The organism is Halomonas sp. HNIBRBA4712, from assembly GCF_043558675.1.
Lineage (GTDB): Bacteria > Pseudomonadota > Gammaproteobacteria > Pseudomonadales > Halomonadaceae > Vreelandella.
Map to the genome: position 1 here is coordinate 296,370 of NZ_JBIFXR010000003.1, position 26,302 is coordinate 322,671.

Sequence of the window (26,302 nt, forward strand, 5' to 3'; positions counted from 1 at the left end):
GGGCCTACGCTTTCCAGGAACGCTGAATGCTCATCGAACTGTTTGCCGTCATGGCGCCGGTACTGGCCGGGGCCGGGCTGGGATTTCTCTGGGTGCGCCGTGGCCACCCCTACCCCATCGAATTCGTCACCCGGCTGGTGTTCAACATCGGTACGCCGTCGCTGGTACTGGCATCGCTTGCCGGCGCCTCGATCGATGCCCACACCTTCGGCAAGACCATGCTTGCCACGGCCTCGGTCATCAGCCTGATGGGCGCCATCTCTTTCGGCGTGGCCAGGCTTTTGCGCCGCGACTGGCGGGTCATCATCGCCCCCATGATGTACCCCAACACCGGCAACATGGGCCTGCCGGTGGTGCTCTACGCCTTCGGCAGCGCCGGCTTCGTTTACGGTATTACCGTCATGGTGACCGTGTCGCTTTTCCAGTTCACCATCGGCGCCATGCTCTCCAGCCGCGGTAACCCGCTCAAAACCCTGGTCAAGACGCCAACCGTCTACGCGATCCTGATCGCCATGACCCTGCTTCTGACCGACACGCCCCTACCGGGGTGGCTGGCCAATATCGTGGATCTGATGTCCGGCTTCACCGTGCCCTTGATGCTGATCACCCTTGGCGTGTCGCTGGCCAGCATTCAGGTGAAGAATCTACGCTCGGGGGTAGGATTCAGCCTGCTGCGCATTCCGCTGGCCGCCGGCGCCGCCTGGCTGGTCGCCTCGCTTCTCGGACTTCCGGAGCTTGCCCGGAACATCCTGATCTTGCAGATGTGCATGCCGGTCGCGGTGTTCAACTACCTGTTCGCCCAGCGCGCCCAGCGCGAGCCGGTGTACGTGGCAAGCCTGGTGTTCTGCTCGACGCTGCTGGCGGTTTTCTACCTGCCTGCACTGCTGGCGTTTATGATGTAGCGTATAAAGGAACCTGAGTGCGCCGCGAAAGTCTTCGCAGCATCGATCACCGTTTCTGGTTGGAGAGAGCCATGGAAAGCGTCATGTCGCGATTACCCGCTTTTTCGTTACCCCGCGCCCGGCCCCTGCTCGGCGCTATGGCGCTGCTGGCCGGCGCCCAGGCCGCCCAGGCCGAGATCACCCACGAGGCGATCACCACCGACGCCGCTACCTTCTCCATCGAGCGCGTGGCGGATGGCCTTACGCGCCCCTGGGCGGTCGCCTTTCTGCCGGACGGGCGCTACCTGGTCAGCGAGCGCCGCGGCACGCTCAACCTGGTCACCCCCGAGGGCCAAATAACGCCGCTTTCCGGCATGCCCGAGGTGAGCGGCCAGGGCCAGGGCGGGCTTCTCGACGTGGTGCTGCACCCGGATTTTGGCGACGGCGAGCATGACTGGATCTACTTCACCTGGAGCAAGCCGGACGCTGGCGGCACGCGCGCCGCACTTTCCCGCGTACGCTTTGAAAACGATGCGCTCGGCGAGGTGGAGGAGCTGTTCGAACAGGACCGCGCCTCCGGGCCCGGGCGCCACTACGGCTCGCGGCTCGCCTGGCTTGGCGACGGCACGTTGATGATGAGCGTGGGCGATCGCGGCTCGGACCCGAGCCGCGCCCAGGCGCGGGACGACCATGCGGGTTCGACGCTGCGCCTGACCGAGACCGGCGGCGTACCCGCGGATAACCCCTTCGTCGACGACGCCGACACACTCGATGAGATCTATTCGCTCGGCAACCGCAATATCCAGGGCATGGCGGTGCGCGGCAACGGCCAGATCTGGGTCTCCGAGCACGGCCCGCGCACCGGCGACGAGCTGAACCTGATCGAGCCCGGCGCTAACTACGGCTGGCCAGAGGTGACGCTGGGCAACGACTACGCCACCAACGAGCCCATTGGCGCCGACTCGATGCCGGGCATGGTCGACCCGAAGGTCGATCTCGACGGCCGGTTTGCGCCCTCCGGGCTTGCCGAGGTGAGCGGCGAGCGCTTCTCGAACTGGCAGGGCAATCTGCTGGCCGGCGGGCTCGCCAGCGAAAAGCTCGCGCGCTTCGTCATCGACGGTGAAGAGGTCGTTGAGAGCGAAGTGGTGCTGCAGGGCGAAGTCGGGCGCATTCGCGACGTGCGCGAAGGCCCGGACGGCGGTATCTATCTTCTGACCGACAGCGACCAGGGCGGGCTCTACCGCCTGATGCCGGTGGAGTAACGCCGATGACCACGCCGCAATGGATGCCCGATGCGCTTACGTAACCTGATGATTCTGACGGTCATCGTGCCGCTGTTCGTGGCGCTGGTGGTGTTCAGCTTCGTGGCGATCAAGGCGCTCGAGGATAACGTTCGCTCCAAGCTACAAACCGAGGTCGAGATCATCACCCGCGCCTTGAGCACCTCCCTGAGCTACGCGGTCGCCCGCGACAGCGCCGCCCCGCTCGAGGAGGCGCTGCAGTCGGCGTTTTCGTTTCATCGCATCTACGGCGCCTACGTGTTCGATCCCCAGGGGCGCGAGATCTACGGGCTGGGGCTTGGCAAGAATCTGTTCACGCCGGACGAAATCCAGCGCGTGATCGAGCGCGACGACCTTTACAGCAACTACCGCCAGCACGACGGCTGGACCTACTACTCGGCGCTGATTCCGCTGCGCAGCCAGGACAACACCGTTTACGGCGTGCTCCAGGTCAACCGACTCAATACCGGCATCGAAAACTATACCGGCTTTATCAGTATCGTCGCGGTGCTGGTGTTCATCGTCGGCGCCGGTGGCATCGTACTGAGCCTGTGGTGGGGGTTTCGCCGCTACGTCGAGCGCCCCTTGAACCAGATTCTGCGCGTCATGCTGCTGGTCGAGGATGGCGATCGCCGCCAGCGGGCGAGCGTCGAGGGGCCGGCGGAGTATCGCCGGCTCGCCTCGGGGCTCAACGGCATGCTCGACGCCATGGCGGAGAAGGATCGCGACATCGACGACCGACGAAAGCGCGAGATCGAACTCGAAAAGCGCCTGCGTAAATCGAAGAAGCTGGCCGAGCTTGGCGTGCTGGCGGCGGGGGTAGCCCACGAGATCGGCGCGCCGCTAACCGTGATCAACGGCCAGGCGCAGCGCCTGGCCCGGCGCGACGTAATCGGTGACGACGAGCGCGCCCGCCTTGGCCGCATTCGCGGCGAGGTCGAGCGCATCGTCGATATCGTGCGCCAGCTCATGGAACTTGGCCGCCAGCACAACGTGGAAAAGGAGCGCCAGTCGCTCAATGCGCTGATCAAAAGCGCCAGCGAGCTGGTGGAAGAGGAGCTCGAACCGCGCGGGATTCGCCTGGAGATCGCGCTGCAAAACCCCGAGATTGGCGTTATGGCCAACGGCCAGCAGATCGTTCAGGTCGTGACCAACCTTTTACGCAACGCAGCCCAGGCGCCGGACGTGAGCCTGATTCGCGTGCGTGCCGAACAGCAGGAAACCGAGCTCAGGCTCTGGGTCGAGGATGATGGGCCGGGCATTCCGGCCTCTCACCATCAGCAGGTGTTCGATCCATTTTTCACCACCAAGCCCGTAGGCCAGGGAAGCGGGCTGGGGCTTTCGATGGTACACCGCATTATCAACGATCACGGCGGAACGATCGGCGTATTCGATAGCGCGCTTGGGGGGGCCGGGTTCGAAATCACCCTTCCCTTGAGCGAAGAAACCGCCTCCGCCTGAGGAAGACACTTGTGACCGAACAGGAACACGCTTTACCGCTACTGGTCGTCGAGGACGACGCGGCGATTCGCGAGCTTCTCGAAGAGGAGCTCAATGACGCCGGCTACACCACGCTTGGCGTGCCCAGCGCCGAAGAGGCGATAGCGCTTTTGAGCCACACGCCGGTAGCGATGATGATCACCGACGTGCGCCTGCCGGGCATGTCCGGTATCCAGCTTTTACAGCAGCTGCGCCAGAGCGGCTCGGAGCTTGGCATCATCGTGATCACCGCCTTTGGCACCATCGACCAAGCGGTCGAGGCGCTCAAACTCGGCGCCGACGATTTTCTCACCAAGCCGCTGGATCTCGACGCCATCCGCGAGGCGGTGTTTCGCGTACTCGAGCGCCAGCGCTTGGCGCTTTCCCACGCCGAGGAGCCCAGCCGCTTTCACGGCATCGTGGGTAAAAGCGCCACCATGCAGGGGCTTTTTCACGACGCCTCGCGCCTGGCCAAGAGCAGCGCGCCGATTCTCATTCTGGGCGAAAGCGGCACCGGCAAGGAGCTGCTCGCCCGCGCCATCCATCAGGAAAGCCCGCGTCATGATGCGCCCTTCGTGCCGGTCAACTGCGCCAGCATCCCGGCGGATCTGATGGAAAGCGAGTTCTTCGGCCACGTCAAGGGCGCCTTCACCGGCGCAAACGAGGCGCGCAAGGGCCTTTTCCAGAGCGCCCAGGGGGGTAGCCTCTTTCTCGATGAAATCGGCGAGATGCCGATCAACCTGCAGGCCAAACTCCTGCGTGCGCTGCAGGAGAAAACCGTTCGTCCGGTGGGCGGCGAGCGCGAGGAACCGGTGGATGTGCGCATCATCGCCGCGACCCATCGCGACCTGGACAAGGAGATCGAGGCGCAGAACTTTCGCAGCGACCTGTTCTACCGCCTGGAGACCTTCTCGCTGCGTATTCCGCCGCTTCGCGAGCGCGGAAGCGACATCGAGCACCTGGTGTTTGCGCTGATCGACAAGCACGCCGAGGGTCAAGGCAAGCAGATCGAGCAGATCGAGCCCGAGGCGCTGGGCACGCTGTTGAACTACCCCTACCCGGGCAACGTGCGCGAGCTCGAAAACGCCGTCATGCGCGCGGTGACGCTAAGCGAAGAGGGCGTGCTGAGACACGCGGATCTGCCCGAGCGGCTTCGCGACCACGCGGGCGCCCAGACGAATGCCGAATTCACCCCGACGCTAAGCGGCGAAGTGCTGCCCGGCACCCAGGCACCAGCCCCCGCCCCGGCGCGCTGGCCAAGCCTCGAGGAGGTCGAGAAGCGCTATATTCGCAAGGTACTCGAGGCCACCGGCGGCAATAAACGCCGCACCGCAGAAGTGCTGGGCATTGCCCGGCGTACGCTCTATCGGCGTCTGGAAGACGACGACTGAGCCTCAGAGTGACTTTTGCATCGAACGGCAAAAAACCGGCCAGACAGTTAGCGCTGTCTGGCCGGATAGGTATTAAAGACAGGTATTAAAGATAGATATTAAAGACAGGTATTAACGATAGGTATCAACGCGCCGATTGGGCGTTCCGAGCGCTATAGATCGTCGCTCGGTGTTTCGCCCGCGTCTTCATTGTTCATCGGGCCGGTGCCCATGGGCTGCTCCGGTTCCGGCTCGGCATCCGGGTTGGGCGCGTCGCTGTCGCCGCAGCCCGAGAGCCCCACCGCGCCGAGCGCCAGCAGGGCACTCAAGAGCAGCGCGCGGGCGCGTTGATGAGATGATTTAGCCATGTCGTTCTCCTTGACCTGATAAGCCGCGTTCCTTGAAGCACGTTGCCGGTTGAGGCCTTTTCAACGTAGCGCCAGCGCCGGCTTTTTTCCAGTCAGCCGATAAGCTCCAGCGCCCTTCCAGCCGTGCTGGCGTTTATCGAGTACAAAAAAACCCCCGCGGGGGGCGGGGGTAATGGTGATGGACCTTATGGAGTAGCCGCAGGGAACGAACAGCCTTACCAGTCCACCACCGTAGGGAGCGTTTTCGAGTAAGCTCGCTTACTGATTCGTCTGTTCATCGTCGTTGGAAGTGGAACCCGGCATTGGCTCGGTGCCGTCACCAAAGCCCGGATTCTCTTCCGGATCCTGCTCGGACATGACATCGTCGTCACCCGGCATCGGCTCCTGGGAAGATGTGGCGTTACTCTCAAGGCCCGGATCACTGCTCATGCCCGGGTCATTGTTCATGGCAGGCTCGTCCGCCATACCCGGGTCATTCGACATGGCTGGATCGTTCGCCATGCCGGGGTCACTGTTCGTAGCGGGATCATTCATGGCGGGGTCGTTCATGGTCCCCTCCTCCATCGCTCCCGGCTCCTGAGCCGGCGGTAGCTCTTCTTCATCATTGCCACAGCCGGCGAGCGTCAATGAGCTGGCCGTCAACAGCATACCCAATGCAATCAGCGACTTGCGTTTCAACATCGGTTTATCCTGTTTGTCCATGGAAACTACCTCCTTGAAGTGGTCAAGAGCCATCAGGTCAGCAAGATCAATCGGGCCTGCCCTGACGTTCAATGCAATGAATCGTTTGAAACTCTGATTACATGACTCATGCCAGATTCTTTTACAGAATATTTTTTAATTTATAAACAATAACTTATAAAAACTCCGCGCAATATCCTCGATTAATCTATGCTAATCAACGTGGGATCAAAATGGCACATGTAACGTTTAAAGTCGGGTCACCAGGGGCGTTGTGACACATCGGCATCATATATGTATAATATTTTTTAATAAATCGAAGGGCCATCGCTAACACGCTTTTATAAAAATTGGTTAACCGTGTTCAGACAGGGCTGATACGCCCTGCCTAACCACATGGGTAGCAACTAATGAATTACGCTATAGAAGGTTCAATTAATGGATGATTCGCGACCGGTCAAGATCAAGGTTCGAAATCTAAGCAAGGTGTTTGGAAAGAATCCTAAAAAGGCGCTCGAGCTGCGCGACCAGGGGCTCAAACGCCCTGAAATATTGGAAAAGACCGGCCAGACGCTGGGCCTTTCCAATATCTCTTTCGACGTCTTTGAAGGCGAGCTTTTGGTCATCATGGGTCTTTCCGGCTCGGGCAAGTCGACGCTGATTCGCTGCCTGAATCGTCTGATCGACTCTACCGAAGGTGAGATCGTCATCGATGGTGAAAACATTCCTTCGCTCGGTGAAAAGAAACTGCTGGAGTGCCGCCGACGCCATTTTTCGATGGTATTTCAGAACTTCGCGCTGTTCCCCCACCGTACGGTGCAGCAAAACGCCGAGTTCGGTCTCGAGATTCGCGGCGTCGACAAGGCCAAACGGCGTGAGATTGGCTATAACTCGCTGCAGCAGGTCGGCCTTGGCGGCTGGGAAGACGCCTACCCCAACCAGCTTTCCGGCGGTATGCAGCAGCGCGTGGGCCTGGCGCGTGCACTGGCCAACGATGCAAGCGTTCTGCTGATGGACGAGGCGTTCTCGGCGCTCGACCCCTTGATCCGCAAGGAGATGCAGCAGGAGCTCTTGCAGCTTCAGACGCGCATGCAGAAAACCACCGTATTCATCACCCACGATCTGGACGAAGCTCTCTCCATCGGCGATCGCATCGTGTTGCTCAAGGATGGTGAAGTGGTTCAGATCGGTACGCCGGAAGAGATTCTGACCCAGCCCGCCGACGAGTACGTCCGGCGCTTCATCGAAGGGGTCGACCGCTCACGCATTCTCACCGCCGAAAGCGCCATGCGCCCGGTACGCGCCACCGCCCGCGAAAGCGATGGCCCGCGCACCGCACTTCGCCGCATGCGCGACAACAGCCTCGACTCCATCTACGTCACCGACCGCGACCACCGCCTGCAGGGTCTTCTGGAGGCGGACGCCGCCAGTCAGGCCATCGAGGCCGGCGCCGACAAGCTGGATAGCTACTTGAGTCAGGATTTTCGTCAGGTCACACCGGAGGAACCCTTGCAAAACCTGTTCGCCATGTTCAGCGAAAAGAGCTTTCCGATCGCCGTCGTCGATGACCAGAAGTGCCTGATGGGCGTGGTCACCAAGGGCGCGGTACTGGATGAACTGGCACGAGCAGGAGAGCAGTAATGGAGAATATTCCCCGTATCCCGCTGGGTAGCTGGATCGAGAGCGCGCTGGTTTTTTTGACCAGCGAATACTCGGTGGTGACCCGCGCGATTTCGCGTTTTACCCAAAGCGGTATCAATAGCCTCAACGACGCCCTGATGTGGCTGCCCGAGTGGGCGCTTATGGCGCTCATCGCCCTGCTGTGCTGGCGGCTGGCGAGTTCCAGGCTTGCTATCGGCGCGGTAGCGGGCCTGGCGCTGATCTGGAACATGGATCTCTGGAATCCAATGATCGAGACGCTGACGCTGGTGGTGATCGCCACGCTCGTGGCGGTCGTGATTGCGCTGCCGATCGGTATTCTGGCCGCGCTCTCGGATCGGCTCTACCGCGTCATCATGCCGATTCTCGATTTCATGCAAACGATGCCAGCCTTCGTTTACCTGATCCCGGCGATTCCGTTTTTCGGTATCGGCGCGGTGTCGGCGATTTTCGCCACCGTGATCTTCTCGATGCCGCCAGCGATACGCTTTACCACGCTGGGTATTCGCCAGGTGCCGTCGGATCTGATCGAAGCCGCCGACGCCTACGGCGCCACCCGTAGCCAGAAACTGTTCAAGGTACAGCTGCCGCTGTCGCTGCCCACGGTAATGGCGGGTATCAACCAGACCATCATGCTGGCGCTTTCGATGGTCGTGATCGCGGCAATGATCGGCGCCGACGGCTTGGGCAGCGAAGTGTGGCGCGCGATTCAGCGGCTGCGTCCCGGCGACGGCTTCGAAGCCGGTATCGCGGTGGTGATCCTTGCCATGCTGCTCGACCGGCTCACCCAGGCGCTGCGCAAATCCAAACGCCAGTGACGTTTTCGGTGGCGGAAGGTATGCGCACTTGATGCCCCTTCCGTTAGCCACCATGCTTGAGAAGCCGGCGCGCGCGCCGGCGTTTTCAACGATGAGGCCCGCGCCTCCTATAAAAGCATTATTGGCAACCGCCACCCTGTGCAAACGCTTCATTCATTAAAAAGGGAAACAGCATGAAAACACGCATCAGTCGTTCGATTCGTCTTGCCACCCTGGGTTTTGCCACCACCGGCGCGCTGATGGCGGGCACCGCTGCCCAGGCTCAGGAGCAGGGTACGGTCAACCTGGCCTACGTCGAGTGGTCGTCCGAGGTTGCCTCGACCAACGTGATCGCCGCCGTGCTCGAACAGGCAGGGTATGAGGTCAACCTGACCTCACTCTCCGCCGCCGCCATGTTCCAGGCGCTCTCCACTGGCGATGCCGATGCGATCGTCGCCGCTTGGCTTCCGACCACTCACGCCGACTACATGGAGCGCGTGGGTGACAGCGTCGAGGACCTGGGCCCGAACCTGAACGGTACCAAGCTGGGATTGGTCGTTCCCGACTACACCGACGTTGACTCGATCACCGAGCTCAACGATAACGCCGAGCTGTTCGACGGCGAGATCATCGGTATCGACCCCGGTGCCGGCCTGATGGGCGTGACCGAAGAAGCCGTCGATACCTATGACCTCGATCTTCGTCTGCGTAGCGGCAGCGACGCCACCATGGTCGCCGCGCTCAGCAACGCGATCAACAACGAAGAGGACATCGTGGTGACCAGCTGGACGCCGCACTGGATGTTCGCGCGCTGGGATCTCAAGTACCTCGAGGACCCGGAAGGCGTCTTCGGCGGCGACGAGCAGATCCACACCGTGGTCCGTAACGGCTTTGCCGACGAGATGCCTGAAGCCTACGCCATTCTCGACGCCTTCGAGTGGACGCCGGATCAGATGGGCGAAGTCATGCTCATGAATCAGGAAGACGGCAGCGACCCCTATGAAAACGCCAAGCAGTGGGTCGAAGAGAATCAGGACGTCGTCGAGCAGTGGCTCGATTCGTAATCAGCCTGTAGCGATCGACCGGGCGCGTTCAATGCGGCCCGGTCGATAGCTTTAATATATTGTACAAACCCGTTACAAGCTGTACAAATAGCGCCCTGGTTCTCGCACGCATCACTTCGACTCAACATGGAGAAAGATCGAGTGGATAACGAAAAACCCAATCAGTCTCAGGATGAGCCGGTGAGTGAGGGCATTCCCTCGCCAGACGGGCCTGCGAACCTGATCGATACCGATTACGTCATCGGTCAGGACAATTTTACTGCCGAAAAGATGGGCTTGCGCCTGGATCTTCACGGCAAGGTGTTCACCATCTCGGCCATCGTGGTGACGCTGTTCGTCATACTGACGCTGGCGCTTCAGGATAATATCTCGTTCATCTACGACGCCATCTTCAGCTTTTTGACCGGTAACCTGGCGTGGTTCTTCATTCTCACCGCCAATATTTTCGTCATTCTCTGCCTCGGGCTAATCGTTTCGCCGCTAGGTAAAATTCGCCTTGGCGGGGCCAACGCCAAGCCGGATTTTACCTATATGGGCTGGTTCTCGATGCTGTTTGCCGCCGGCATGGGTATCGGGCTGATGTTCTTTGGCGTGAGCGAACCGCTGACCCACTTCGGCACCTCGTTCGAGGGAGCAAGCGGCGCGCCGCTCGCCGGCGCCGAAGGTGACGCCGCGGCAGCCACGGCACTCGGCATGGCCGCTACCATCTTCCACTGGGGCCTCCACCCCTGGGCGATCTATGCGGTCGTGGCACTGTCGCTGGCGCTTTTCTCGTTCAACAAGGGGCTTCCGCTCTCCATGCGCTCGGTGTTCTACCCGCTGTTGGGTGAGCGCGTCTGGGGCTGGCCTGGGCACTTGATCGACATTCTCGCGGTTTTTGCCACCCTGTTCGGCCTGGCGACCTCGCTGGGGCTGGGTGCAACTCAAGCCTCCGCGGGTCTTTCTTACCTGTTTGGCGCGCCGGAAAGCGATGTCACCATGATCCTTTTGATCGTGGGTATCACCATCATCGCGATCTGCTCGATCATCGCCGGCGTCGACAAGGGCGTTCAACTGCTCTCCAAGATCAACATCGGCCTGGCCGCTGCGCTTCTGTTTTTCGTGATCGCCGTGGGGCCGACGCTGTTCATCGCCACCGGCTTCTTCGAGAACCTTCTAAGCTACGTGGTCAACCTGCCGGCGCTTGCCAACCCGTTCGGCCGTGACGATAGCGGCTTCGTCCAGTCCTGGACCGCTTTCTATTGGGCCTGGTGGATCTCCTGGTCGCCCTACGTCGGCATGTTCATCGCCCGCGTTTCCCGCGGCCGCACCGTGCGCGAGTTCCTGATCTCGGTGCTGATCGTGCCCTCGGTGGTCTCGGTGCTGTGGATGACCGCTTTTGGTGGCACCGCCATCGACCAGTACGTAAGCCAGGGGATCGAATCGGTGCGTGAAGCCGGCGTCGACCTGCAGCTTTTCCTCATGCTCGAGCAGCTGCCGCTATCGCAGATCACCTCGTTCATCGGCATCGTGCTGGTCATCGTCTTCTTCGTCACCTCCTCGGACTCCGGGTCGCTGGTGATCGACTCGATCACCGCCGGCGGCAAGGTCGACTCACCGATCCCGCAGCGGGTGTTCTGGGCGCTCATCGAAGGTGCGATTGCCATTGCCCTGCTGCTCGGCGGCGGTCTGACCGCGCTGCAGACCATGGCGGTATCGACGGGCTTCCCGTTCGCGATCATCCTGCTGGTGGCGTGCTACGCCATCATCAAGGGTTTGATGAGCGAACCCAAGGCGGTGTGATACACCCTCTACACGCAATGAAAAACGGGCGGCCTTCGGGCCGCCCGTTTTTTATGTACTTTCGTGTTGGACCAATCGCTAGCACCAGAAGCGCTTCAATGGGGTTTGACCTGAGTAGCGGTGCGCCACCTGGGCCTGAAAAAGCTCGGCGGTGGCGAGCGCATCGACCAGCGCATGGTGGCCCTGGTAGGTGGGCAAACCGTAGCGCTGGCGGCTGGCGTCCAAACGGATGGAGACCGGCGGACGGCCCAGCCAGCGGCGAAACCGCGCCCAGTGCGTTTGGCGGTGAAGCCTCGCCTCCAACGACATGGTGTCGATCATGGGAAACAGCACGCCTTCGCCACGGCGCGCCTTGACGGCGGCGTCCAGAAACGGCCGCTCGAGGTTGCGAAAGTGCACCACCACCAGCCGCCCGGCGATCTCCTCGAGCAGCGGCTCGATGATGGCATCCAGATCCGGCGCGCGCTCGATCTCCGAGTGTGTGATGTGGTGGTAGGTGATCGACTCCTCGCTCAAGGGCCTGGGCGGTTTGACCACCCAGTAGCGCCGGGTAGAGAGCGCGATGCGATCGAGCGTGAAGTGAATCAGACCTATGCTGACGATGGCGTGGCGGCGCTCGTCGAGCCCGGTGGTTTCCATATCCAGCGCCACCATCGGCACCTGGTCGATCGGCGTGTCCGGGTCGGGTAGCGCGGTGGCGTAAAAGCGCTTGAGCGCGCCCTCCTGAGCCGCCGCCGCGCGCTTTAGCATGTAGCCGGTCCAGTCCGGCTGGTTGAGGCGCGGCCGCGGGCGTATTTCGATCATGCAGTCGTCCTTAGCGCTGGGCCGGGATGGGGTAGCGGAACTTGAGAAACTTCTGCGCGTTGCTCAGCACCTGAAAAGCGTCCTTGAGGGTATGGCGCTCGCTGTCGTCGACGTTTTCCGGCTCGATGTTGTTATCCGGCTCACGCTCCTCCTGCAGGTCGATCATCTGGTGGCGCAGCCTGGACATGTGCAAAAACTCGAGCGCGTAGCTCAGTTTGTCGCTCACCCCCGAGGCAAGCAGCTGGGTATTGTCGACGTCCTTCAAGCGCTGAAAACTGTTTTGCGCCCTGGAGCCGCAGGCCAGCGCATGCACGCGGATCAGATCGACCATCGGCGCGGTACCGCGGCGCTTGAGGTTGATCGAGTTGTTGTGCTTGCCGTCCTTCTCCATCACGAAGGTACGGAAAAACCCGAGTGGCGGCGTGCGGTTGAGGGCGTTGCGCGCCATCGCGGCGAGAAAGCGCGGCGACTGGGGCGCCTGGTGCGCAATCAAGTCCTGCAGCGTTTCCACATAGTGATCTTCGCCGTAAATACTGTCGAGATCGAAAAAGATCGAGCTGTGAAGCAGTTTTTCCGGCGTCGGGTTGGCAATCCACTCCTCGAAATAGCTCTGCCATACCCTGAGCGGCTGGCGCCAGCGGGCGTTGGTCGCCATGATATCACCCTTGCAGTAGGTGTAGCCGCAGGCATCGAGCCCGTCGCTTACGTAGGTGGCCAGCGCCTTGAAGTAGTCGTCGTGAAGCTCAGGGTCGAAGTCGTTCGAAAGAATCAGCGCGTTGTCCTGGTCGGTGACGATACCCTGTTCGTTGCGCGCCATGGAGCCGTTGACCATGAAGCAGTACGGCACCGGCGGCGGCCCCAGCTCCTCTTCGCCGAGCTCCAGAAGCCGGCGGCTGAAGCTACGCCCGATGGTCGAAAGCGCGCTGCCTACCATGATCGAGCTGGCACCTTCCTGAATCATGCGCACGAAGGCGGCGCGTACGTCGGCGGCAAGCCGCGCCAGCCCCTGGGCGCTGACCTGATTGAAGATGTTACTGACCAGATAGAGCCCGCTGTGGGTTTCGTAACGAATGATATCGGACAGATGTACGATCCCGACCGGGCGTTGGCGGTAGAGCACCGGCAGGTGGTGGACGTTGCTTCGCAGCATCACCAGCATCGCTTCATGAATCGAGGCGTCGGACTGCACCGTGATCAGATGATTCGATACGATCTCGCCAACGGGGGTTTGCGGCGAAAGCCCGCGTGCCACGACCCGGTTGCGAAAGTCGCTGTCGGTCAGAATACCGCTCATCTGCCAGCTCTTGCCCTCGCTGTCCTTGAAGCTGTAGCGCGGGTTGCGGCTTCCTTCGTTGATCACCAGCACCGCCGAGGCCTGGGCCTGGGTGGCTTGAATCGCCGCCTGCTGTACGCTGAGCGTGGACTCGACCATGACCGGGTAGCGCGACACCAGCTTTCTAATGCGCGTGACCATCATGTCGTTGGACTTTTTCTGCTGCTCGGCCACGCTCTCGAGCCTGGGGCGCTCGAGCTCGACGAAGTCGGCGAAATCCTCGTCCTCTTCGCACAGGCGCTGGAAGATCGCGTCGGGGATGAAGTACATCAGCGTGTCTTCGATGGCGGTCGCGGGAAAGCGCACGCGGTGGTTTCGCAACAGGCTGAAGTGGCCGAATATATCGCCCTCCCCCAGCCGGTTATAGAGCTCTCCCCGGCGCCGGTAGACCTCGATCGCCCCGCTTCGGATATAGCAGAGCTCGTCGATCGTCTCGTTGAGTGTGAGCACGTCGCTGCCGTTCTTGAAGTAGCGCACTTCGACGTTCTCGGCGATCACGTCGAGAAGCTCGTCGGACAATCCATCGAAGGGGGGAAACTGGCCCATGTGTTGGCGAATTTCCCATAGTTCTACATCCATACTGCCTCCCCGCTCGCTCGTTGGGGTCAAGTGTGGCGCCATGGCCGCAAGCGGTAAAGCGTCGCGCACAAAAAAGCCCGACCAAAAAAGGCCGGGCCCTCACCCCCGCGGGAGCGGGGTTGCCTGACACGGTGCGCGTCAGGCGTATCGCGTCATCAGGACTGGCTGGCCATTTCCTGAACGCGCTGCATCATCTCCGGGTCCTGCTGGATGGATTGGCCAATCGCGTTAAACGTATCGACATCTAGGCCGCTGTTTTCAACCACTTCGATCATGCGATCATTGGCTTCAGCGCGAACTTCCTGTTGGGCGGATTCATCTTCTGCTTCCTGCAGACGCTGCGTGTACTCCTGGGAGATCACGGCGATTTCTTGAGAAGCATCGGCAAACTGCTGGAGCTGCTGATCGGTGAAATCCTGAGCCGGCGCCTGTTGAGTCGCCATCGGATCCTGAGCCGGATCTTCTGCTTGCTGAGCCTGAGCGGTACCTGCCATGAGGCCGGTTGCAAGCAGTGCAGCTGAGAACAAAGCAGTCATACGTTGCATGATAAGAAACCTCTTTGCGCGTTATGTATGTCCTGAGTCAGACGCGGCGTGAACCCACAGGTTCAAAATTTAATGTAATTATAAGTAACAAAAAGCAAATAAATACGACCACCCTTTGAGAGGTACGCCATGCCGCATCCCTTGAGCCTAATCAACACACGCACCACGACGCAGTGGGGCGTGGCCGCCATGCCGCTGGTGTTCGTACTTTTATGGAGCACCGGATTCATCGGCGCCAAGTTCGGCCTGCCCTACGCCGAACCCTTCACCTTTTTATTCATTCGCTTCGCGCTGACGCTTTCGCTGCTGGTGCCGCTGGCCTTGCTCCTGAAAGCGCCATGGCCCCGCTCACCCGCGCTCTGGGCGCATATCGGGGTGTCCGGGTGTTTGGTTCACGGCGCCTACCTGGGCGGCGTGTTTTACGGTATCCATCTCGGCATGCCCTCGGGGCTGGCCGCCCTTCTGGTCGGGCTGCAGCCGCTTTTGACGGCGCTTTTGGCCGGCCCTTTTCTGGGCGAACGCGTCACGGCTCGGCAGTGGCTGGGGCTGGCGCTTGGCCTTGCCGGCATCCTGCTGGTGCTCGGCAGCAAGCTCGACCCGGGCCGGCTACTCTTTCAAGGGTTCGGGCTCGGCTCGCTTGCCTGCGTTGTCGCAGCACTTCTGGGTATCTCGCTGGGAACGCTGTATCAAAAACGCTTTTGCACGCGGATGGCGCTACTTTCCGGCACGGTGATTCAATACCTGGCCGCGGGAGCGCTGCTGGGTGGCGCGGCGCTTTGGCTGGAAAGCCGGCAGGTGGCGTGGACGCCAACGTTTTTACTCACGCTTGGCTGGCTGGTACTGGTGCTTTCGATCGCCGCCATTTTGCTGTTGATGGCGCTGATCAAACAGGGCGAGGCTTCGAAGGTGGCAAGCCTTTTCTACCTGGTACCGCCGGTCACGGCCCTGCAGGCCTGGTGGCTGTTCGACGAGCGCTTACCGCTTTTGGGTCTTGTGGGCATGGGGGTGGCGATTGCGGGAGTGATGCTGGTAATTCGTCAAACCGGCGCGCCGGCTCAGAGCCGCTCGAGATAACCGACGCCGCCCAGGTTTCGCATCTGCTGGCGAATCCACTGGCTGCGCCGCTCGACCTGGGCGTCCGGACGCGCGGCGCTGCGGTTGCGCGGGTCGGGCAGGATCGCCGCCAGTAGGCTCGCCTGGCGCTCGGTCATGGCACTTCCCGAGGCGCCGAAGTAGTGATCCGCCGCGGCTTCGAGGCCGAACACGCCGGTGTCCCACTCGGCCACGTTGAGGTACACCTCGAGAATGCGGCTCTTGCTCCAGAAGGTTTCGATCAACAGCGTAAACCAGGCTTCGAGCCCCTTGCGCACCCAGCTTCGACCGCTCCATAAAAACACGTTCTTGGCGGTCTGCTGGCTCAAGGTGCTGGCGCCGCGAAGCCGCCGGCCGTCCTGACTTGCCTGCCAGGCGCGCTTGAGCTCGACCAGGTCGAAGCCGCGATGCTCGGGAAAACGCTGATCCTCGGCGGCGATCACGGCGAGCTTGGCGTTGTTCGATAGCTCATCGAAGCTTCGCCACTGGCGGGTAATGGTGATCGGCTCACCGCGAACGAGGCTCTGCACCTTACGCTCGACCATGATCATCGAGCCCGGCGGCGGCACCACGCGAAACAGCAGCACCAGCGCGACCGATAGAACCACGAAACCCAGCGCCACGCGCCACGCGAACCGCCATACAAGACGCAAATAGCGGCGCAGCGCGCGATTGAGCATTACGGCATCCTTAAGATTTCATGAGGTGCTGCGCATGATAGCGCAGATGCTCCTCGATGAACGAGGCGATGAAGAAGTAGCTGTGATCGTAGCCTGGCTGACGGCGAAGCGTTAGCGGGTGATCGTGCTCATCGCACACGGCCTCTAAACGCTCGGGGTTGAGCTGCTCGTCGAGAAACTGGTCGGCGTCGCCCTGGTCGATGAATAGCCGCTGGCGCGAGGCGCCGTTGGCGACCAGCTCGCAGGCGTCGTACTGGCGCCAGCGTGATTCGTCTTCGCCCAGGTAGTGCGTGAACGCCTTCTGCCCCCAGGGGCAGTTCATCGGGTTCACGACCGGCGAAAACGCCGACACCGAGCAGAAGCGCCCGGGGTGGCGCAGCGCCAGAATCAGCGCACCGTGCCCGCCCATGGAGTGGCCGCTGATCGATTCGCGCCCGTTGACCGGAAAATGCTGGCGCACCACCGAGGGCAACTCCTCGATGACGTAGTCGTACATGCGGTAGTGGCCTTTCCAGGGCGCCTGGGTGGCGTTGACGTAGAAGCCGGCGCCGGAGCCGAAATCAAAACTCTCGTGCTCACCGGGCAGGTCGGTGCCGCGCGGGCTGGTGTCCGGACAGACGATCGCCACACCAAGCTCCGCGGCGACGCGCTGGGCGCCGGCCTTCTGCATGAAGTTCTCGTCATTGCAGGTAAGCCCGGAAAGCCACCAGAGAAGCGGCACCCGCTCGGTTTCCGCCTGGGGCGGCAGGTAGACGGCAAAGACCATGTTGCAGTCCAGCGCCCGCGAGTAGTGCCGGTAGCGCTTATGCCAGCCGCCGAAGCTTCGGTTGGCGGACACAAGCTCCAGGGATTCGCTCATGCTCATGGAAAGGCTCCTGAAGATGAAAACGCGGTGGAAGCCCACCGCGTTGAAGTGACTCGGGTCTCAAAGCATAGACCAGTCAAGGCGCAGTTCGAAGCCTGCGACGGGCGTTAGTAGTGCAGCACCGTACGAATGCTCTTGCCTTCATGAAGCAGATCGAAGGCGTCGTTGATCTTCTCAAACGGCATGTCGTGGGTGATGAAGTCGTCGATATTGATCTCGCCGTTCATGTAGCGCTCAACGTAACCCGGCAGCTCGCTTCTGCCCTTCACCCCGCCAAACGCGGAGCCTTTCCAGACCCGGCCGGTGACCAGCTGGAACGGGCGCGTGGAGATCTCCTCGCCGGCACCGGCCACGCCGATGACGATCGACTCGCCCCAGCCCTTATGGCAGCACTCGAGCGCCGAGCGCATGACGTTGACGTTACCGATGCACTCGAAGGAGTAGTCGACGCCGCCGTCGGTCAGATCGACGATCACCTGCTGGATCGGGTCCGCGTACTTCTTCGGGTTGACGAAATCGGTGGCACCAAACTGTTTGGCAAGCGGGAACTTGTCCTCGTTGACGTCGATGGCGATGATCCGGCCGGCTTTCGCCATCACCGCGCCCTGGATGACCGCCAACCCGATGGCACCGAGGCCGAATACGGCAACGGTCGCGCCCGGCTCGACTTTTGCGGTGTTGAGCACTGCGCCGATACCGGTGGTCACACCGCACCCCAGCAGGCAAATCTTGTCCATTGGCGCTTCCTTGGAGACCACCGCCAACGACACCTCCGGCAGCACCGTGTACTCGCTGAAGGTGGAGGTGCCCATGTAGTGATGGAGCATCTTGCCATCCAGCGAAAAGCGCGAGGTGCCGTCCGGCATCACGCCCTTGCCTTGCGTCGCGCGTACGCTGCCGCACAGGTTGGTCTTGCCGGACTTGCAGAACTTGCACTCGCCGCACTCGGCGGTGTAGAGCGGAATCACGTGATCGCCAGGCTTGAGGCTGGTCACGCCCTCGCCCACTTCCTGCACCACGCCGGCGCCTTCGTGACCCAGCACGGCGGGAAAGTTGCCTTCCGGGTCGGCGCCGGAAAGCGTGTAGGCGTCGGTGTGGCACACGCTCGTGGCGGCCATCTTCACCAGCACTTCACCTTTTTTCGGGCCTTCGACATCGATTTCGACCAGCTCAAGGGGCTTGCCCGCCTCGAGCGCTACCGCAGCGCGTGACTTCATGACGTTACTCCAATGAAAGCTAAAGGGCGTTTCTCATGGAGGTCAGTGTAGCCAGCTAGTGGTGGGTGATAAACCGGGATACACTCACAACATTATTGCTCACTGGCAACAATTGGCTGAAAAGCCGTAAAGAGGTAAAAGAAAAATGCAGCGCTGGGATCGCATCGAGGCGTTCGTGGAAGTGGTCCGGCTGGGCGGCTTTTCCACTGCGGCGCGCCATTTGAAAGTCTCGACATCGCACGTCAGCCGGCTGGTGAGCCAGCTCGAGAACCAGCTCGGGGTGCAGCTTCTTTACCGTACGACGCGTCAGATACGCCTGACCGACGCCGGCTCCATCTATGTAGAGCACTGCCGGCATCTGTTCGACGGCTTGCGCGACGCCGAACAGACGATCAACAAATTGCAGGCGACCCCGAGCGGACTGTTGAAGCTCACCGCGGCGACCACCTTCGGCGAGCGCTTCGTCGCGCCGCTGGTCAACGACTTTCAGCGCCTGCACCCCAGCCTCGAAGTACAGATGCACTTCACCAATCGCGCCGTCGAACTGATCGACGAGGGCTTCGATATCGCGATTCGTATGGGGGTGTTGAAGGATTCGAGCCTGATCGCCAAGCGGCTGTGCGAGCGGCGCGAGTACATTGTGGGATCAAGGGAGTACTTCCGCCAGGCGCCGCGCCCGCATACGCTCGCCGAGCTCAGCCAGCACGCGTGTCTTTTGGGCTCGCGGCCGTTCTGGCTGTTCGAAGTCAACGGCCAGCGCCGCGAGGTGCGCCTTGAAGGGCGCTGGCACGCCAACTCCGGCCCGGCCCTGCTCGACGCTGCGCTCAAGGGGCTGGGGCTTGCCCAGCTACCGGACTACTACGTGGCACCGTACCTTGAAAGCGGCGAGCTGGTCGCGGTGCTCGAGCCCTTCCAGCATCACGATACCGCTGTCTGGGCAGTCTATCCGCGCCACCGCCACCTTTCGCCCAAGATTCGCCAGCTGGTGGACCATCTGGCGGCCCATATCGACACGCGGCTGCCGACTCGCTCGACGCCACGATAGAAGGCGCTTGCGTGGCACTGTCTACTTGGGCCCGGGTCAGGCGATAGCCGTAACGTCATCGAAGATAAACTCGGCGTGCGAGCGCGCGGCAAGGGCGATATAATGCAACATTCAGTAATGAATGTTTCCAGCTTGCGCACTACCCTGTAAGGATAATCGATGTCACTCGCCCCACCTCCCTGGCCCATCAATTTCAAGACGACTCTCATGCGCGCGATCCTCTATGTGTTGTTTATCGGGGCCATTGCCCAGGGCGCCTACCTGGAAGCGCTCTACATGCCCGAGCTTCGCTTTAGCGAATACGGCTTTACCGAGCTGACCCAAACGGCGGTGCTGGCCACCTGCTGTCTGATGCTGCTCTACGTGCGCCACGTGCTGAAGGTATGGCCGACGGTGACGCTGTTACTGTTCGCCTTCATCGCCTCCTCTCTGGTAAGGGAGCAAGACTACTTCCTTGATGAGTACGTTGCGCGTCACACATGGAAAGTACTGGTGTCACTGATCATCATTCCCTCGATCGCCTGGGTCGTGATCAAGCGCCGGGCGTTTCTCGACGAGTTTCGCCACTACAGCAACACCTTCGCCTTCGGCCTGTTCGCCGGCGGCGTGCTGACCACCTACGTCTTTTCGCGCCTGTACGGGCGCGGTATCTTCTGGCAGGCGGTGCTGGGCGAAGGCTACGACCGCACGTTCAAGGACGCCGCCGAGGAGGTCGTCGAGCTTTTGGGCTACAGCCTGATCCTGTTCGCGACACTGGAGCTTCTGCTGCTGGCGCGGCGCGTGTATCTGGCGCGCAAGACTCAGGCGCCGCTAAGCTGAGCAGCCTTTACCGCTCGTTGAACGCCGCCCCTCGGGGCGGCGTTTCATTTTTTATATATCGCTATACGTAATGTCGTTTGCCCGGCTTTCGGCGACCCCCTACTGTTTCCGGTTCACTCTTTCTCAACGCTTGGCGCTTTTTGCCAGCGCCTTAACCGGATACCTTCATGACCAACGACAACAAACCCGAACGGGCCGCCAGGCGCGGCGCCTTTACGCGCTTTCTCGACAGCGTCGAGTGGCTGGGCAACCTTTTGCCCCACCCGGCGACGCTGTTCGCCATTCTGTGTGTGCTGGTGGTGCTGGCCAGCGGCATCGCCGGCGCGCTCGGTGTATCGGTGGCGGACCCGCGCCCGGCCAACGAAGGCGAGTGGATCGCGGTCAACTCACTTCTCAACGCGGACGGCCTGCGCCGGCTGATGACCGAAGTGGTGACCAACTTCACCAGCTTCGCGCCGCTGGGTACCGTGCTGGTCGCCATGCTCGGCGTCGGTGTGGCGGAACATTCGGGACTCATTTCCGCCACCATGCGGGCGCTGGTACTCAACCGCTCGCCGCGTATCGTCACCTACGCCATCGTCTTCGCCGGTATTCTCTCCAACATGGCCGCGGAGCTTGGCTACGTGGTGCTGATTCCACTGGCGGCGATGATCTTTCACTCGCTAGGGCGCCACCCGCTGGCGGGGCTGGCGGCGGCGTTCTGCGGCGTTTCCGGCGGCTACAGCGCGAATCTTCTGATCGGCACCGTCGACCCGCTGCTCTCGGGCATCACTCAGGAAGCCGCTCAGCTACTCGACCCGAGCTACACCGTGGGGGCCGAGGCCAACTGGTTCTTCATGTTCGTGAGCACGTTCTTCGTCACGCTGATTGGCGGGCTCGTGACCGAGCGCATCGTCGAGCCCAAGCTCGGCAAGTTCGATGTGGAGCAGGCAAGCGACGAAATCGACGGCCAAGAGATGGCCACCCTCGAGCCCGTCGAGAAGCGCGCGCTGAAAGGCACCGGCCTTGCGATGCTCGCCATCGTCGCCGTGCTGCTGGTGCTGGTAGTGCCGGAAAACGCGCTGCTGCGTAACCAAGAGACCGGCGCGATCGGCGGCTCGCCGTTTCTGAGCGGGATCGTGGTGATCGTGGCGGTATCGTTCACGCTGCTCGGCTTCGTTTACGGGCGCCTGGCCGGCACCATGCATACCGACCGCGACGTGGTCGACGCCATGGCCAAAAGCATGAGCCGGCTGGGGCTCTACATCGTGCTGGTGTTCTTTGCCGCGCAGTTCGTCGCGCTGTTCAACTGGAGCAACTTCGGCACCGTGACGGCGGTGGCCGGCGCAAGTCTTCTGGAGTCGCTGGGGCTCAGCGGCCCGGGCCTCTTTGCGCTGTTCATTTTGATGTGCGCCTTCGTCAACCTGTCGCTCGGCAGCGCTTCGGCCCAGTGGGCGGTGACCGCGCCGATCTTCGTGCCCATGCTGATGCTGATGGGCTACGCCCCGGAAGTGATCCAGGCCGCCTACCGGATCGGCGACTCCACCACCAACCTGATCACCCCGATGATGAGCTATTTCGGCCTGATCCTCGCCGTTGCCACGCGTTACCAGCGCGACATGGGCATCGGCACCATGGTCGCGCTGATGCTGCCTTACACGCTGTTCATGCTGGTGGGCTGGAGTATTCTGTTCTTCGTTTGGGTGTTCGTCTTCGGCCTGCCGGTCGGCCCCAACGCACCGACCTACTACACGATGTAAGCGCTCCTACACGATGTAAGCGCTCCGCTTGAGCACAAAAAAGCCCGCCGTTCGATGAACGGCGGGCTTTTTACGACTCACGACTTACTTTTTACTCTTCACTCTTTACCACTCACTCATCGAGAAACGAGCGCAGCGGCTCCGAGCGGCTGGGGTGGCGCAGCTTGCGCAGCGCCTTGGCTTCGATCTGGCGGATACGCTCGCGGGTAACGTCGAACTGTTTGCCCACTTCCTCGAGGGTGTGGTCGGTGTTCATGTCGATACCGAAGCGCATGCGCAGCACCTTCGCCTCGCGGGCGGTCAGTCCGCCCAGCACGTTGCGGGTGGCTTCGATCAAACCTTCGCCGGTGGCCAGGTCGATCGGCAGCAGCATGGTGCCATCTTCGATGAAGTCGCCCAGGTGCGAGTCGTCGTCGTCGCCGATGGGCGTCTCCATGGAGATCGGCTCCTTGGCGATCTTGAGCACCTTACGCACCTTGTCTTCCGGCATTTCAAGACGCTCGCCAAGCTCTTCCGGCGTCGGTTCGCGACCCATTTCCTGGAGCATCTGGCGTGATACGCGATTGAGCTTGTTGATCGTCTCGATCATGTGCACCGGAATGCGGATGGTGCGCGCCTGGTCGGCGATCGAGCGGGTGATCGCCTGGCGAATCCACCAGGTGGCATAGGTCGAGAACTTGTAGCCGCGGCGGTATTCGAACTTGTCCACCGCCTTCATCAGGCCGATATTGCCCTCCTGGATGAGATCCAGGAACTGCAGGCCGCGGTTGGTGTACTTCTTGGCGATCGAGATCACCAGGCGAAGGTTCGCCTCGACCATCTCTTTCTTCGCCCGACGCGCCTTGGCTTCACCGATCGAGAGCTTGCGGTTGACTTCCTTCAAATCGGCCACGATCAGCTGGACCATGTCCTCCTCGAAGGCGATCTTGCGCTGGGAGCGGGCGATATCGGCGCGCAGCGGCTCGAGGCGATCAGCGTACTTTGGCTGCTCGTCCTGGAAGGTATCGAGCCAACTCTGGTTGGACTCGTTACCGGGGAAGGACTTGATGAACAGCTTGCGCGGCACCTTGGCCTTTTTGACGCAGAGCTGCATGATCGCCTTCTCCTGGGCGCGCACCTGCTCGACGCTGATGCGCACCTGGCCCACCAGACGCTCGAAGTGCTTGGGCACCAGCTTGATCGGCGAGAACAGCTCCGCCAGGCGCGCCTGTTCGGACTTGAGCTCGGCGCTGCCGCGACCGTGCTTCGTGTAAGCAGCTTCTACCGCGGCGTTTTGCTCGCGAATCTGCTCGAAACGCGCGCGCGCCTCTTCCGGGTCCGGGCCGCCTTCGCTGGCGGTGCTGTCGTCGTCTTCGTCCTCGTCGTCACCGTCGAGATCATCGCCGTCGGCAAGCTCGGCTTCCTCTTCGGGCTCCGGCGCTTCGGCTTCGGCAACGCCAGGAATGCCTTCGTCCGGGTCGATGAACCCGGAGAACAGATCCGACAGGCGCCCCGGGGCCTCTTCATCCTGGGTGGCGTCGTAGGCCTGCAAAATGGAGCTGACCGCACCCGGCAGGTAGGCAAGCGAGGACATCACCTCGCGGGTGCCCTCTTCTATCCGCTTGGCGATTTCGATCTCGCCTTCACGCGTTAGAAGCTCGACCGTGCCCATTTCGCGCATATACATGCGCACCGGGTCGGTCGTGCGACCGACGTCACTTTCCACGGCGGCGAGAGCCGCAACGGCCTCTTCCGCAGCGGACTCGTCCGTGGAGTGATCCGACATCATCAAAGTGTCTTCATCCGGCGCTTCCTCAACGACACTAATACCCATGTCGTTGATCATGCCAATGATGTCTTCCACTTGATCCGGGTCGGCGATATCCTCGGGTAGATGATCGTTGACCTCGGCATAGGTCAGGTAACCCTGCTCCTTGCCGCGCGCGATCAACTCCTTCAGACGTGACTGCTGCTGCGCATTTCCAGCCATAGAAACCCTATCTCGACGAAGAAGAATGAAACACCTGGGGCGCTCAATCGATTGAACTCAATAAGCCGAACATTATAGCGCAAATGAGCGCATTTTTCCCAGCACAATGTATTTGCGCCGCCCACCAGGTGTGTTAATTTACTCGGTTAAGCCTATACAAGGCTCTGATGTTCTTGAATATGGCGCCTGGCTGCGGGATTTCAACCCGTTCGCCGCACTCATACCTGACGTTTTAGCGCTACTGCCTGCGTGCGAGTTCGACCACCAGGGCGGCCAAACGTTGCCGCTGGCTTTTATCGAGCTTTTGCCCCGCCCGCTCCTGGGCGAGCAGCGCATTGTACTCCTCTTCCGGCGAGCGCTTTCGCTGCCGGGTGAGCAAGTGCTCGACCAGCCCGGAAAGCTCGGCCTCGCGCGTGGCCGCAGGGATCAGAAGCTCCCGGCGGGCGAGCTCGGCGAGCCGCTGCCCCTCTTCGCTGCCCTGAAAATGCGCCAGCACTACCTGGGGGCTCTTGTAGCGCCCGGCGCGCAAAAGCGTGATCAGCTCGCGACACAACCGCGCCTGTTCGTCACTTTCCGGCAGCCAGTCGAGGCTTTCGGGCAGCGCCTCGATCAGCCGCGGCTCGCGTAGCAGCAGCTGACTGACCCGCTCCACGCTCGAGAGCACCCGGCGCCCCGCCGGGCGGGGCTTGCTCGGCGGGGCAATCGAGTGCGGCACCTCCTGCGGCCCATCGAACGCCGGCGCAGCGTAAGCCTCGACCTGCTGCTCGGCCCGGGGCCGAGCCGACTCGGAGCGCTCGAGCATGGCGTAAAGCTGTACTCTTTCGAGCCCGCTGCGTTTGGCCAGCTCCTCGAGCAGCAGCGAGCGGAGCATGCCCTCGGGCACCCGGCCCAGCGCCTTGAGCACGTGGCTTGCAAAGCGTTCGCGCCCTTCCACCGTATTCAAATCGCGCCCTTGGCCCGCCTGCTCGAAGAGAAACTCCGAAAGCGGCATCGCGCAGGTGACGCGATCCTGAAACGCTTTCTCACCTTCACGGCGTACCAGCGAGTCCGGGTCTTCGCCTTCGGGCAGAAACAGAAAGCGCGCCTCGCGCCCGTCGATCATCTGCGGCAGCGCCGTCTCCAGGGCCCGGCTCGCCGCCTGGCGCCCGGCGCGGTCGCCGTCGAAGCAGAACACCACGCGACTCACCAGTCGGAACAGCCGGTGCAAGTGATCCTCGGTGGTCGCGGTACCAAGCGTTGCCACGGCGTTGTGGATGCCGTACTGCGCCAGCGCCACCACGTCCATGTAGCCTTCCACCATGATCAGCTGCTCGAGCTTCGCGCTGGCCTTTCGCGCCTCATAAAGCCCGTAAAGCTCGCGCCCCTTGTGAAACACCGGGGTCTCCGGGGAGTTCAGGTATTTGGGCTGGCCCTCGCCCATGATACGCCCGCCAAAGCCCAGCGTGCGCCCGCGCAGATCGCGGATGGGAAACATTACCCGGTCGCGAAAGCGGTCATAGGTGCGCCCGGTCTCCTCTTTCTGGATCAGAAGGCCGTACTCGATCTGTACCGCTTCGCTCACGCCTTTGGCGCCGAGATGCTGCTTGAGCGCCTCCCAGCTATCCGGAGCGAAGCCGATACCGTAGGCGGCGATTACCTCTCTGGAAAGGTCGCGCTTTTCAAGGTAGTCGCGCGCGGGCTTTCCTTCCTGCATCTTCAGCCGCTCGCGGTAGAAGCTGCCGGCCAGCTCCAGCAGGCTCACCGCCTGCTTGCGCTTTTGTTCGCGCTGCTGCTGACGCGGGTCGCTGCCACCTTCGCGCGGCACCTCGAGGCCAAGGCGAGCGGCGAGCTGCTCGACCGCCTCGGGAAACGAAAGCTTCTCGTACTCCATCAAAAAGCGCAGCGCGTTGCCGTTGGCGCTACAGCCGAAGCAGTGATAGAACTGCTTGTCCGCGCTGACCGTGAAGGAGGGCGTCTTCTCCTGGTGAAACGGGCAGAGCCCCGAGTAGTTGCGTCCGCTTTTCTTGAGCTGAACGCGCTCGCCCACCACCTCGACGACGTCGGTGCGATCCAGAAGATCATCGATGAAACGCTGGGGAATCTGTCCGGCCATGGCGTGGGCTTTCCTGGGCGGGGCAAGGCGACAGTGAGCCAATACACAATGAGCTAAACCAAGCCGCCTTGGGTTAGCTCACTTGAAACGGTCTCGAGCCAAAAACAAACGGCCACCTGACGGCGGCCGTTTGGCATCCCTCTTGAAACACTCGCCGAGGCG

22 protein-coding genes are annotated in these 26,302 nt (G+C 61.7%); 12 read left to right on the plus strand and 10 right to left on the minus strand.

Annotation, left to right across the window (positions count from 1 at the left end):
• Positions 1 to 26: 26 nt before the first annotated feature.
• The 4 genes from ACGK9R_RS08590 (at position 27) to ACGK9R_RS08605 (ending at position 5,031) form a co-directional block, all read left to right on the plus strand.
• Positions 27 to 902 (plus strand): AEC family transporter, encoded by an 876-nt coding sequence (locus tag ACGK9R_RS08590; RefSeq protein ID WP_394580239.1) that lies wholly within the window; start codon positions 27 to 29, stop codon positions 900 to 902.
• A gap of 83 nt (positions 903 to 985) precedes the next feature.
• Positions 986 to 2,143 (plus strand): PQQ-dependent sugar dehydrogenase, encoded by a 1,158-nt coding sequence (locus ACGK9R_RS08595; protein ID WP_394580241.1) that lies wholly within the window; start codon positions 986 to 988, stop codon positions 2,141 to 2,143.
• A 30-nt stretch (positions 2,144 to 2,173) separates the two neighbouring features.
• A complete protein-coding gene (locus ACGK9R_RS08600) occupies positions 2,174 to 3,622 on the plus strand; it encodes an ATP-binding protein (protein ID WP_394580242.1) in 1,449 nt (482 codons plus the stop codon).
• Positions 3,623 to 3,633: 11 nt separating this feature from the next.
• Positions 3,634 to 5,031 (plus strand): sigma-54-dependent transcriptional regulator, encoded by a 1,398-nt coding sequence (locus tag ACGK9R_RS08605; RefSeq protein WP_394580244.1) that lies wholly within the window; start codon positions 3,634 to 3,636, stop codon positions 5,029 to 5,031.
• 152 nt (positions 5,032 to 5,183) lie between these two features.
• On the opposite strand, the gene ACGK9R_RS08610 is transcribed toward ACGK9R_RS08605, so the two are convergent.
• Together ACGK9R_RS08610 and ACGK9R_RS08615 are read right to left on the minus strand one after the other, a co-directional pair.
• Complete coding sequence (locus ACGK9R_RS08610; protein WP_394580245.1) at positions 5,184 to 5,378, minus strand: hypothetical protein; 195 nt, start codon at positions 5,376 to 5,378, stop codon at positions 5,184 to 5,186.
• A 258-nt stretch (positions 5,379 to 5,636) separates the two neighbouring features.
• Positions 5,637 to 6,080, minus strand: coding sequence for a hypothetical protein (locus tag ACGK9R_RS08615; protein ID WP_394580246.1), 444 nt, complete (start codon positions 6,078 to 6,080; stop codon positions 5,637 to 5,639).
• A gap of 417 nt (positions 6,081 to 6,497) precedes the next feature.
• Here ACGK9R_RS08615 and ACGK9R_RS08620 point away from each other — a divergent pair, with 417 nt between their 5' ends.
• From ACGK9R_RS08620 to ACGK9R_RS08635, 4 genes are all read left to right on the plus strand, one after another.
• On the plus strand, positions 6,498 to 7,700 hold the full coding sequence (locus tag ACGK9R_RS08620) for a glycine betaine/L-proline ABC transporter ATP-binding protein (RefSeq protein ID WP_394580248.1): 1,203 nt from the start codon (positions 6,498 to 6,500) through the stop codon (positions 7,698 to 7,700).
• On the plus strand, positions 7,700 to 8,536 hold the full coding sequence (locus ACGK9R_RS08625; protein WP_394580250.1) for an ABC transporter permease: 837 nt from the start codon (positions 7,700 to 7,702) through the stop codon (positions 8,534 to 8,536). The genes ACGK9R_RS08620 and ACGK9R_RS08625 overlap by 1 nt, the downstream gene beginning before the upstream one ends.
• A 173-nt stretch (positions 8,537 to 8,709) precedes the next feature.
• The gene (locus ACGK9R_RS08630; protein WP_394580252.1) at positions 8,710 to 9,579 is read left to right on the plus strand and encodes a glycine betaine ABC transporter substrate-binding protein; all 870 of its coding nucleotides are present in this window, start codon (positions 8,710 to 8,712) and stop codon (positions 9,577 to 9,579) included.
• A gap of 126 nt (positions 9,580 to 9,705) precedes the next feature.
• Entirely contained in the window at positions 9,706 to 11,361 is a 1,656-nt protein-coding gene (locus tag ACGK9R_RS08635; protein ID WP_394580254.1) for a BCCT family transporter, read from the plus strand.
• Between the two features lie 78 nt (positions 11,362 to 11,439).
• Here the strand turns inward: ACGK9R_RS08635 and ACGK9R_RS08640 are convergent, their stop codons facing one another.
• From ACGK9R_RS08640 to ACGK9R_RS08650, 3 genes are all read right to left on the minus strand, one after another.
• Complete coding sequence (locus ACGK9R_RS08640) at positions 11,440 to 12,165, minus strand: 3'-5' exonuclease (RefSeq protein WP_394580255.1); 726 nt, start codon at positions 12,163 to 12,165, stop codon at positions 11,440 to 11,442.
• Positions 12,166 to 12,175: 10 nt separating this feature from the next.
• Positions 12,176 to 14,077: a DUF294 nucleotidyltransferase-like domain-containing protein gene (locus ACGK9R_RS08645; RefSeq protein ID WP_394580257.1), complete on the minus strand. Its 1,902-nt coding sequence runs from the start codon at positions 14,075 to 14,077 to the stop codon at positions 12,176 to 12,178.
• 155 nt (positions 14,078 to 14,232) lie between these two features.
• The gene (locus ACGK9R_RS08650) at positions 14,233 to 14,622 is read right to left on the minus strand and encodes a DUF4168 domain-containing protein (RefSeq protein ID WP_394580259.1); all 390 of its coding nucleotides are present in this window, start codon (positions 14,620 to 14,622) and stop codon (positions 14,233 to 14,235) included.
• A gap of 129 nt (positions 14,623 to 14,751) precedes the next feature.
• On the opposite strand from ACGK9R_RS08650, the gene ACGK9R_RS08655 reads away from it, so the two are divergent.
• On the plus strand, positions 14,752 to 15,696 hold the full coding sequence (locus ACGK9R_RS08655; RefSeq protein WP_394580261.1) for a DMT family transporter: 945 nt from the start codon (positions 14,752 to 14,754) through the stop codon (positions 15,694 to 15,696).
• On the opposite strand, the gene mtgA is transcribed toward ACGK9R_RS08655, so the two are convergent.
• From mtgA to ACGK9R_RS08670, 3 genes are all read right to left on the minus strand, one after another.
• Positions 15,678 to 16,394, minus strand: coding sequence for a monofunctional biosynthetic peptidoglycan transglycosylase (mtgA, locus tag ACGK9R_RS08660; protein WP_394580263.1), 717 nt, complete (start codon positions 16,392 to 16,394; stop codon positions 15,678 to 15,680). The two genes, ACGK9R_RS08655 and mtgA, sit on opposite strands and share 19 nt — an antisense overlap.
• Positions 16,395 to 16,404: 10 nt before the next feature.
• Positions 16,405 to 17,259: an S-formylglutathione hydrolase gene (gene fghA, locus ACGK9R_RS08665; RefSeq protein WP_394580265.1), complete on the minus strand. Its 855-nt coding sequence runs from the start codon at positions 17,257 to 17,259 to the stop codon at positions 16,405 to 16,407.
• A 107-nt stretch (positions 17,260 to 17,366) separates the two neighbouring features.
• Positions 17,367 to 18,476: an S-(hydroxymethyl)glutathione dehydrogenase/class III alcohol dehydrogenase gene (locus tag ACGK9R_RS08670; RefSeq protein ID WP_394580266.1), complete on the minus strand. Its 1,110-nt coding sequence runs from the start codon at positions 18,474 to 18,476 to the stop codon at positions 17,367 to 17,369.
• 145 nt (positions 18,477 to 18,621) lie between these two features.
• Here ACGK9R_RS08670 and ACGK9R_RS08675 point away from each other — a divergent pair, with 145 nt between their 5' ends.
• The 3 genes from ACGK9R_RS08675 to ACGK9R_RS08685 all read left to right on the plus strand — a co-directional run bounded on the left by ACGK9R_RS08675 (position 18,622) and on the right by ACGK9R_RS08685 (position 22,079).
• Complete coding sequence (locus tag ACGK9R_RS08675; RefSeq protein WP_394580268.1) at positions 18,622 to 19,521, plus strand: LysR family transcriptional regulator; 900 nt, start codon at positions 18,622 to 18,624, stop codon at positions 19,519 to 19,521.
• 159 nt (positions 19,522 to 19,680) lie between these two features.
• A complete protein-coding gene (locus tag ACGK9R_RS08680; protein ID WP_394580270.1) occupies positions 19,681 to 20,340 on the plus strand; it encodes a hypothetical protein in 660 nt (219 codons plus the stop codon).
• A gap of 167 nt (positions 20,341 to 20,507) precedes the next feature.
• The gene (locus tag ACGK9R_RS08685) at positions 20,508 to 22,079 is read left to right on the plus strand and encodes an AbgT family transporter (protein WP_394580272.1); all 1,572 of its coding nucleotides are present in this window, start codon (positions 20,508 to 20,510) and stop codon (positions 22,077 to 22,079) included.
• A gap of 112 nt (positions 22,080 to 22,191) precedes the next feature.
• Here ACGK9R_RS08685 and rpoD read toward each other — a convergent pair whose 3' ends face one another.
• Together rpoD and dnaG are read right to left on the minus strand one after the other, a co-directional pair.
• Entirely contained in the window at positions 22,192 to 24,048 is a 1,857-nt protein-coding gene (rpoD, locus tag ACGK9R_RS08690) for an RNA polymerase sigma factor RpoD (protein ID WP_394580274.1), read from the minus strand.
• 238 nt (positions 24,049 to 24,286) lie between these two features.
• Positions 24,287 to 26,140, minus strand: coding sequence for a DNA primase (dnaG, locus tag ACGK9R_RS08695; protein WP_394580276.1), 1,854 nt, complete (start codon positions 26,138 to 26,140; stop codon positions 24,287 to 24,289).
• Positions 26,141 to 26,302: the final 162 nt, after the last annotated feature.